The organism is Afipia birgiae 34632, assembly GCF_000308295.2.
Lineage (GTDB): Bacteria > Pseudomonadota > Alphaproteobacteria > Rhizobiales > Xanthobacteraceae > Afipia > Afipia birgiae.
In genome coordinates, this window is the sequence record NZ_HG326654.1 from 679,016 (window position 1) to 687,745 (window position 8,730).

Consider the following 8,730-nt stretch of genomic DNA (forward strand, 5'->3'; position numbering starts at 1 on the left):
CCCATCTCATCCGCTGAATATTCGCGCGTGCGGCTGATCGCCATCTGCACGATGGTCGCCGACAGCGGCGCCAGGATCATCATTGCCAGCGAGCCGATGATGCCCGGACCATTTTCACGATTGCCGCCGAAGAACATCCCGAACTGCGCAATCATCGAGATCGCGCCCGCGATGGTCGCGGTGATCGTCATGATCAGCGTGTCATGGTTTTTGACGTGCGCCAGCTCATGCGCAATCACACCGGCCAGTTCTTCACGGCTCAACGACTGCAGCAGGCCGGTGGTCACAGCCACCGCGGCATGTTGAGGATCGCGGCCGGTCGCAAACGCGTTCGGCTGCGGATTGTCCATCAGATAGACCTTCGGCATCGGCAACTGCGCGCGGCCAGCAAGTTCCGCCACCAGCCGCACGAGGTCCGGCGCACTGCGCTCGTCGACCTCATGGGCGCCGTGCATCGACAGCACCATGCGGTCCGAGTTCCAGTAGGCAAACATGTTGGTGGCTGCGGCGATCACCAGCGCAATCATGGCGCCGCCCGCTCCGCCAATCAGATAGCCGACCCCCATGAACAGGGCGGTCAACCCGGCAAGCAGAACCGCCGTTTTGAAGTAACTCATCTCCTCCTCCTGACCGGCGCTTCGCCGGGGATATCACCCTCCATAGATGGTGGGGACCACGGCCCTCATTCAAGATGCGGGTTCCTGCGGCGGCGCGTCGCGTCCGCACCGCGAAACCTGCAGCCCGCCATGTTCCAGCCGCAACCGTCACCCGGCGAAAAGCTGGGAGCTCAGCCCGACATTCCCTTTTGATATATGATAATCATCATATAAAAAGCCGGAAAGGGGATTTCCGGATGACCATCGAGAACATCGACAGCGACAAGCTGATCCTGGCGCGCAAGCCGTTTTCCATATTCGCGCGCATCAGTGTTCTCGCCGCGCTGGCCGCGGTCGGATCCTTTGCGACGAATATCCTGCTGCCGTCCCTGCCCTCGATGGCAAGAGACCTCAATGTCTCGACTGCCGCCGTTTCATCCACCATCAGCGTCTATCTTGCGGTTTTTGCCGTCGGTCAGTTGATCGTCGGCCCGCTGTCCGATCGTTACGGCCGGTGGAAACCGGTCATGTTCGGACTTGGCATTTTCGTGCTGGGTAGCCTCTGGTGCGAGTTCTCCACGACCCTGCCAATGATGCTGGTCGGCCGCACCATTCAGGCGCTGGGCGCATGCGCCGCTTCGGTGCTGTCGCGCGCCATCGCCCGCGATCTGTTGAGCGGTGAAGAACTGACAAGGGCGCTGGCCTTCATCATGGTCGCGATGGCCGCCGCTCCCGGCTTTTCACCGCTGATCGGCGGACTGCTCGATACCACCACCGGATGGCGCTCGGAATTTCTTGTGGTCGGCTTGTTCGGGGCAACCGTCGCATTCGCCTATTTCAGATGCGTGGGTGAAACCCATCGGCCTGACGGCAACGTCTCGATTCAGTTGACGGCGATCCTGCGCGGATATTGGGGCCTGCTGACCGATCGGCGTTTCATCGCGCCCGCCGGAACGCTCGGGCTGTTCATGGGCGCGCTGTTCGCCATGTTTTCAGTATCGCCGCGGGTTCTGATCGACGGACTTGGCTTCTCCCCGATCCAGCTCGGTCTGTTTTTCGCGACCACGGTCCTTGCGGTTTTCGCATCCGGAATGGCGGGACCGCGGCTGGCGATCAGGTTCGGGCAAGCCCGCGCGACGATCATGGGCCTCGTCATCGCCGTTATCGGCGGCGTGCTGCTGTTCAGCGCGCACTGGGCTCAGCACTCACTCTGGACCTATCTCGGACCCATCATGGTGTTTCTGACTGGCTTCGGAATGGTGAATCCGCTGGCAACGGCGACAGCCCTGCAACCATTCGGCGACAGGGCTGGCCTTGCATCAGCACTGCTTGGGTTCCTGCAGATGGCAGGCGCGGCGGTTGGCGTCGTCCTGACCGCATCGATTACAAGCGCGACGCTTGCCATCGGCATCGTACAGGTGGCGCTAACCATGCTTGGGTTGATTTTGTATCTTACAGGCCAGCGCGCGGTTCCCGCACGCTAGTTCTTCAGCAGGACGCGCCCCATCCCTTGGGGAACGGGATCATCGGCCAGGCGCCGGAATCGGCACCAGATCCGGAACAATCGGACGCCTTATCGCCCGGCTCGAGCACGCCGCCACAATATGGGCAATTGTTGTCGTTTGCTGCCGGCGGCACACCGCCAGATGCATCGATCACCTCATGGGCGAAAAAATTAACCACACGAAGGCGCGGAATCACTCGAAATGCAGGCATGCTCATTCCTCTTCATCAGAGGCTGCATCATGCCAGCGAGATCATGCCGGTCCGTTCAGGCGAACACTCAAATTTTAGCGGTCCGGCGTATTAATTCCGAGGATGCAGACGCCAGCCGTGACGGTCAGCGCGCGACGATCAGGCCGCGGCTGGTCACCACAACCCAGCGCCCATCCTGGCGGCGGATCGCATCGACCCGTCCGATGCCGGGCAGCGGATCGCCGGGGATGACGTCGAAAACTCCCTGCCGGCCGATCACGGTTGCGATGCCATCGGACACTTCGCGCAGCGTCCAGCCGGAAACAACCGGAAGCCGGTTCGGCTGTGCCGTCTGATTGTTGGCGGCGATCGAGCCGGTGGTTTCAGGCGCCGGCGCGGAGGTGCGCAGCTTGTCAACGGCCTCGCTCAGCTTCGCCAGTTTCGCGGCCGGTTCAGCCTGCGCCTTCTCGACGCGATCGATCCGTTCGACAATCTTCGCGGATTGCGCTGTGCTGCTGCTCTTGAGGGCTGCGATGTCGGCATTGATCTTGCCGATCGCGCTTTCCATCGCACGCGCCTGCTCGGCGGCGGCAACAGCCGCAACGTCGGCGGTCTGGTCACTCTTCACGTAGTGTCCAACACCCGCAGTCGCGAGCGCGCCTCCAATAGCGCCGACCGCAGCGGCAATGGCGACGATGGCAGCCATCGAAAGGCGACGGCCGCCAGCTTTCGGAGCGGCGGCGGCATTGAACTGCTGCTCGCGCGCGGCGCTTTCATTGGAAACGATATCTTCCCAGGAGCTGTGCGCCGTCAGGCGCTGCAGCGTGATTTCCTTGGATGGCTGCCTTGCGACATGCGTGGAAGCGCCCTCTTTCGCCGCATCTGCAGCCTTCGCTTCATGCTGGACCATGCCGGCGGTTTCCGGCACCAGCGATGCTTCGCCGTGATGGCTCGTATCCTTGATCTCGCCGTCGGCAGTGTGGTCGGTCATGAGCGCTGACTCCGAAATGGTTTACTATTTGGTAACCACGAATTGGTTGAGAATTCGTTACCCGGAGAGCGCCGCATGAAGCGAGATCGATAACTCGCGGCAGGTGCGCGCACCGTCCGCGAGTTGTGTATCAATTACAAAATGAACCCAGTATTTATGAAGTTCGACTTGTGATCGCGGACGATGTCGTCGAGCAGCCGCTTTGAATCCTCGGTCTGCTTCGCCGCGATCATCGAGCGGATCGAGAACGAACGCAGCGCGTCGGTGACCGACAGCGTGCCTTCCGCCGAATCCTTTCGCCCGGTGAATGGAAAAACATCCGGCCCACGCTGGCACTGGCAATTGATGTTCACCCGGCAGACCTGATTGACCAGCGGATCGACCAGCCGACCGATCGTTTCCGGATCTTCGCTGAAGATCGAAACCTGCTGGCCGTGCTCGGAGGTAATGACGTAGTCCAGCGCCGTGTCGATGTCGTCGAACGCCATCACCGGAACGATCGGACCGAACTGTTCTTCGCGATACAGCAGCATGCCTTCTTTCACCGGATAGACCACGGCGGGATAGAACAGCGTGCCAGCGCTCGTGCCGCCGCCTTCATTGACGACCTTGGCGCCCTTCTCCTTCGCGTCCGCGACCAGCCGCGTCATGTGCTCGACCTTGCCCAACTCCGGCAACGGCGTCAGCGTGACGCCCTTGTCCCAAGGCATGCCTGTCTTCAGCTTGGTCAGCTCCTCGGTGTATCGCGCGAGAAACTTGTCCACGATGGAGCGATGGACGATCAGCATTTTCAGCGCGGTGCAGCGCTGGCCGTTGAAGGACAGCGATCCGAGCAGGCATTCCTTCACAGCCAGTTCGACATTCGCATCCGGCAGCACAATGGCCGCGTTCTTGGCATCCAGCCCGAGGATGGCGCGCAGCCGGTTGACCTTCGGATGCATCTTCTTGAGATGGTCGGCGACGCGGCTTGAGCCGATCAGGGTCAGCACGTTGACCTTGCCGGATTCGAGCAGCATCGGCACCACCTCCGAGCCTTTGCCATAAACGGTATTGATGACGCCCTTGGGGAACGCGCTGCGAAATGCTTCGAGCAGCGGCTGGAACAGCAGCACGCCGAACTTCGGCGACTTGAACACCATGGTGTTGCCCATGATCAGCGCGGGAATCAGCGTCGCGAAAGTCTCGTTGAGCGGATAATTGTACGGCCCCATGCAGAGCACAACGCCGAGCGGCGTGCGGCGGATCTGGCCTATGGTGCCGTCAACGATCGTGAAACGCGAATTGTCGTTGTCGAGATGCTTCAGCGCATCGATGGTCGCCTTCATGTATTCGACAGTGCGGTCGAATTCCTTCTGCGAGTCCGGCAGCGTCTTGCCGATTTCCCACATGATGAGTTGAACGATCTGCTCACGGCGGGCCACCATCTGCCTGGTGAAGTCCTGCATGCAGGCGATGCGCTGCGCCACCGTCATGGTCGGCCATTCGCCGCGCCCGTTGTCATAGGCCGCGACAGCCGCATCGAGCGCGACCTTCGCCTCGGGAATGCCGCCGACGGGATAACTGCCAAGCTCAACCTGTTCGAGCGAGCCGTCGGCCTTGCGCACGCAGATCGCCGAACGCACGGTCTCCACAGGCCCGGTCCATGGCCTCAGGTCTCCGTTCACCAGCGTCTCGCGCTGATGAACTGGAGGCGGAACATCACAATCCTTCAACCGTTTTTCTTCGGGGAACAATTCCTTCAACTGCTGCGACGTGAGCATCATGACCTCATCAATTGCGAGTGTTCCGCGAACCGCACCCGGCGGAAACTGCGGGCACGGGCGGGGCGGAGGGACCGGGCGCCAACTGACCGGTCTTTGGGGTGACCAGCCCAATCTGCCAGATGAATGAGTCGAAATGATTATGTGGCTGGCTTTTTTATCAGCATCCGCCAAGGCGGCGGTCATTGCGAGCGAAGCGAAGCAATCCAGACTCCAACAGCAAGGTGAAGAACTGGATTTCTTCGTCGCAAGCGCTCCTCGCAATGACGTTCCTGGAAATTCATCCGCGCGGAGAAAATTGATCGCCGCGCGAGGAAACTGTCAATCTCACGTCAGGTACGATAGATCCGCTTGAACTGCCGCTCCGCCGATGCCATCGCTCCCTTGAGGTCCTCGCGGCCGGTGCAGTAGTTCGCGAACATATCGACCACGACGAAATCGGCGATCGCGGCTGCGGCACTTTCGTTCAGCGTGCCACGGCCGGCCGGGGTCGACGCCAGCTTGGCGACATCGCGATACGGCGTGTTCTTGGGATCGACAGTCCAGATCGGATTCGCGTCGTAAGCGAGCAGGAAGTGCGACAGATACCCCTGCGCCGCCTCGATCCAGGGATTGAACTGGGGTCCTTCCATCAGGAACGCAGTGAATGCCTTGCAGGCCTGCGGATACTTGCTGAAGTTGAAGATCAGGATCGGGAAGCCGAGATGCTGCTCCCGCACCTGGCCGCTGATCCCGACTGGCAGATGCGCGTGATCCATGTCCTGCGCGATCGCAGGGTTTTCCTTCTTCGCCGCAACATAGATCGAAATGCCGTTGGTGGTGAGGTGAAGCTGGCCGGCCAGAAACGCCTTGTTGTTGGAGCTGTCGTTCCAGGAGACCGTGCCGGGAATGAAATTCTCATAGAGCGACTTGACGTATTCCAGCGCCTTGGCCGTCTCCGGCGAGTTGATGGTTACCTTGTTGTCCTTGTCGACCGTGTAGGCATTGTGCGCCCACATCGCCCACGCGAGCCATCCGTTGGCGTCACCCGTCGCATGGCCGAGCGCCATGCCGGCAGGCGTCCCGTTCTGCTTGAGGCCCTTGATCAATTCCCGGAATCCGGCGAGGTCCTTCGGAAATTCCTTGAAGCCGGCTTTCTGCATGGCGCCGATGCGGTAATTCACCAGGCCGCCGCTCGCCGCGACCGGAATGCCGAGCCACTTGTTGCCCCGCTTGCCGTAGGCGACGCCGGACGGCGCCCAGCCGCCGTACTTCTTGCCGAGATAGTCGGCAACATCGGTGACGTCGACACACTTTTCGGGAAACAGATGCGGCAACGAATAGAGGCCCCACACCATGTCGAGGCCCTGCCCCGTATTGGCCGCAACCGAGGCCTTGGGCTGAATATCGTCGAAGGATTCATTGGAGATATTGATCTTCACGCCGGTCGCCTTCTGAAAGGCGTCCACGATCTTCATGAAGGCGACGTCTTCCGCCTCCACAAATCGTTTCCATCGCAGCATATTGATGTTGGCGCCGGCTTCCGGCTTCCAGGGCGCGGTCTGCGCCCAGGCCTTCGCGTAGCCGAGCATCTGGTCGGCTGACATGGTCGCCGCCGCGGCCAGCGTGGCGGCACTTCCTTTGAGCAGAGATCGTCGATCCGGCGTAAACTCGGTCATAGTCGTCTCCTCCCTGATGTATTGGCCGTTGATCGGCCAATATTTTTCAAATCAATGCCTGCGTGTGCGAAATCCTTCTTGAATGGGCCAGAGCAAGCCCCGCCCCGGCGACGCCGATGTAATCATCAGCCCGCGGCGCGATCAATGCGCGGTGCGTAAGAGTGCAGAGCAACAATTGGACTGATATTTTGCGGGATACTTTTTTGAGACGGGAAATGTTCAGTCGCGCGGCTCGCGCCATCGCCACAGACAATCGAAGCGATTGAGCAATCCGCAAGCCATCCCCAGCCGGTGATCTGAGGTATTGAAATCGGTCTGCCAGAGCTAATTGATGGCTGTTGTCTTGCCCTTGAACGCGTTCGCTGCCTCGATCACCACATAAGCCGGGCTGATGAGATCGTACGCCTTCAGCAGCCGTAGCTTGTCGAGCAGCAGCGTAGGCTCCATGCACAAAGCGCGCGCAGTGCCGACTCAGAACCGCAACTTCATTCCCCCGGCGGCGAGGAAGCGGGCTGAGCCGGTATCTTCCAGCAGGCCCTCGGTCTCGGCGAACAGCGCCAGCCGCGCGTTCATGTCGTGCTCGATGCGCAGCGCGGCGAAGCCCCCGAGAATGTCGCGGTTGCCGGCATCGAAGACGATGCCGGTGCCGACCAGCGTGCCGTTCACCAGATTGTCGCCGGTCTGCACCCGTCCCTCGATGCCGATGGTGGGGATGACGCGCGTCACCCCGTTGGCATAGGCCTGCTCCAGCGGCATCGACAGGCCGGCACGGCCGACGAACAGATGCAGGTCGCGCTTGTCTACCGATAGCGGCGCGATGCTGCCGGTCTCGGTGAAGCCGTTCAGGAACAGCCCGGCATAATACCCCGACAGCTTCGCCTCGAAGACTTGCGGCCCGATCAGGAAGGGCTGGGTAAGAGCGATGCGCGGCGCGACGAAGACGCCGTCATAGTCGGCGGTGGCGAAGGCGATGCCGCCGGCCGCGGTGTTGTCGGCGACACGGCGCGAGCTGTCATAGCGGGTCCAGCCGAGCGTCAGCGCCAGATCGAGCGTGGCGCTGCCGAACCAGAACGTGCCATAGGCGCCGCCGAAGGCACTGGTCGCGGCGATCTGCTGGCTCTGCGGCACATCGGTGCGGCCGAAGGCGCCGCCGGCGAACAGGCCGGCCTTGCCGCTGGCGGAGGCGAACAGATCGACGCCGGAGACGGCGCCGGCCAGCGCCTGGTCCTGCTCGAGCGTGACACCGGAGCCGTTCTCGGTGCGGCTGCCGCCAAACCCCTTCAGCCAGGTGGTGCGCTCGTAGCGCGCCTCGTCCTTGCGGAAGTCGGCGGCGAAGGCCGCGCGCACGGCCGTTGTCTCGGCCGCATAGGCGATCGGCGCCACCGCCGCGCCGGTGCCGCGGCGGCCATCCACCGCGGCGAAGATGCCGCCGGTGAGATCGCCGAGCATCTGGCCCTGGCCGCGCAGGGCGCTGACATCGGCGGTGGCGACCAGGCCGCTCGCCGCATTGACCGCCAGCGGCATACCGTTCGCAGTGATGGTGGCGGGCAGGCCGCCGGGAAATCCGGGCCGGTCGACCATGTCGAAGCGCAGCGCGGTGCTCCATCCGGGCGCGAGGATCAGGCGGGTGGTGGCCGCATATGCGGCGGCAAACCACAGGTCGCCCTGCAGCAGCGAGCCGCGCTGGAGGGTCAGCGAGGAGTTCGCACCGCCGACAGCGATAGCATAGCTGCCGGGGCCGGTCGCGAACACCGCGCCGGCATTGGTGATCGCGGCATTGGCGCCCCGGGACCTGATGCCAGAGGCGTTGGTCCCCGAGGTCGTGATCGTCCCGCTGTTGATGATCGTGACATTGGCGCCGAAGGAGAAGATGCCCACGGCGCCGCTCCCCGCCGTCGAGATCGTCCCGCTGTTGCTGATCGCCGCATTGGCGCCGGCGGACCAGATGCCATCGGCGTCGGTCCCCGCCGTCGTGATCGTCCCGCTATTGGTGATCGCGACATTGGCGTCCTGGGAACCGATGCTCACGG

General features: G+C 62.3%; 8 protein-coding genes (1 of these 8 running past the window's edge). 1 reads left to right on the plus strand and 7 read right to left on the minus strand.

The annotated features are described in order from the left end of the window. On the minus strand, window positions 1–617 hold the 5' portion of the coding sequence (gene htpX / locus BN32_RS21890; protein WP_040427198.1) for a zinc metalloprotease HtpX. It extends 310 nt beyond the left edge of the window; the window shows 617 of its 927 coding nt (coding positions 1–617); its start codon is at window positions 615–617; the stop codon falls past the left edge of the window. Window positions 618–853: 236 nt separating this feature from the next. On the opposite strand from htpX, the gene BN32_RS21895 reads away from it, so the two are divergent. Continuing rightward, window positions 854–2,080 (plus strand): multidrug effflux MFS transporter, encoded by a 1,227-nt coding sequence (locus BN32_RS21895; protein ID WP_019195872.1) that lies wholly within the window; start codon window positions 854–856, stop codon window positions 2,078–2,080. Between the two features lie 4 nt (window positions 2,081–2,084). On the opposite strand, the gene BN32_RS21900 is transcribed toward BN32_RS21895, so the two are convergent. The 6 genes from BN32_RS21900 to BN32_RS21920 form a co-directional block, all read right to left on the minus strand. Next, a complete protein-coding gene (locus BN32_RS21900; RefSeq protein WP_019195871.1) occupies window positions 2,085–2,318 on the minus strand; it encodes a hypothetical protein in 234 nt (77 codons plus the stop codon). Window positions 2,319–2,436: 118 nt separating this feature from the next. After that, window positions 2,437–3,282: a hypothetical protein gene (locus BN32_RS21905; protein ID WP_019195870.1), complete on the minus strand. Its 846-nt coding sequence runs from the start codon at window positions 3,280–3,282 to the stop codon at window positions 2,437–2,439. Window positions 3,283–3,416: 134 nt separating this feature from the next. Continuing rightward, entirely contained in the window at window positions 3,417–5,045 is a 1,629-nt protein-coding gene (locus BN32_RS21910; RefSeq protein ID WP_019195869.1) for an NADP-dependent glyceraldehyde-3-phosphate dehydrogenase, read from the minus strand. Between the two features lie 329 nt (window positions 5,046–5,374). After that, a complete protein-coding gene (locus BN32_RS21915; RefSeq protein ID WP_019195868.1) occupies window positions 5,375–6,700 on the minus strand; it encodes an ABC transporter substrate-binding protein in 1,326 nt (441 codons plus the stop codon). Between the two features lie 324 nt (window positions 6,701–7,024). Beyond that, window positions 7,025–7,147, minus strand: coding sequence for a hypothetical protein (locus tag BN32_RS26470; protein WP_019195867.1), 123 nt, complete (start codon window positions 7,145–7,147; stop codon window positions 7,025–7,027). A gap of 24 nt (window positions 7,148–7,171) precedes the next feature. After that, on the minus strand, window positions 7,172–8,730 hold a 1,559-nt coding region (locus BN32_RS21920; RefSeq protein ID WP_162161328.1), incomplete at its 5' end, for an autotransporter outer membrane beta-barrel domain-containing protein.

Bases quoted from the DNA above. Each gene is read 5' to 3' on its own strand.
- BN32_RS21900 (WP_019195871.1), bottom strand. From the start codon at position 2,318: ATGAGCATGCCTGCATTTCGAGTGATTCCGCGCCTTCGTGTGGTTAAT.
- BN32_RS21905 (WP_019195870.1), bottom strand. From the start codon at position 3,282: ATGACCGACCACACTGCCGACGGCGAGATCAAGGATACGAGCCATCAC.
- BN32_RS21910 (WP_019195869.1), bottom strand. From the start codon at position 5,045: ATGATGCTCACGTCGCAGCAGTTGAAGGAATTGTTCCCCGAAGAAAAA.
- BN32_RS21895 (WP_019195872.1), top strand. From the start codon at position 854: ATGACCATCGAGAACATCGACAGCGACAAGCTGATCCTGGCGCGCAAG.
- BN32_RS21915 (WP_019195868.1), bottom strand. From the start codon at position 6,700: ATGACCGAGTTTACGCCGGATCGACGATCTCTGCTCAAAGGAAGTGCC.
- BN32_RS26470 (WP_019195867.1), bottom strand. From the start codon at position 7,147: ATGGAGCCTACGCTGCTGCTCGACAAGCTACGGCTGCTGAAGGCGTAC.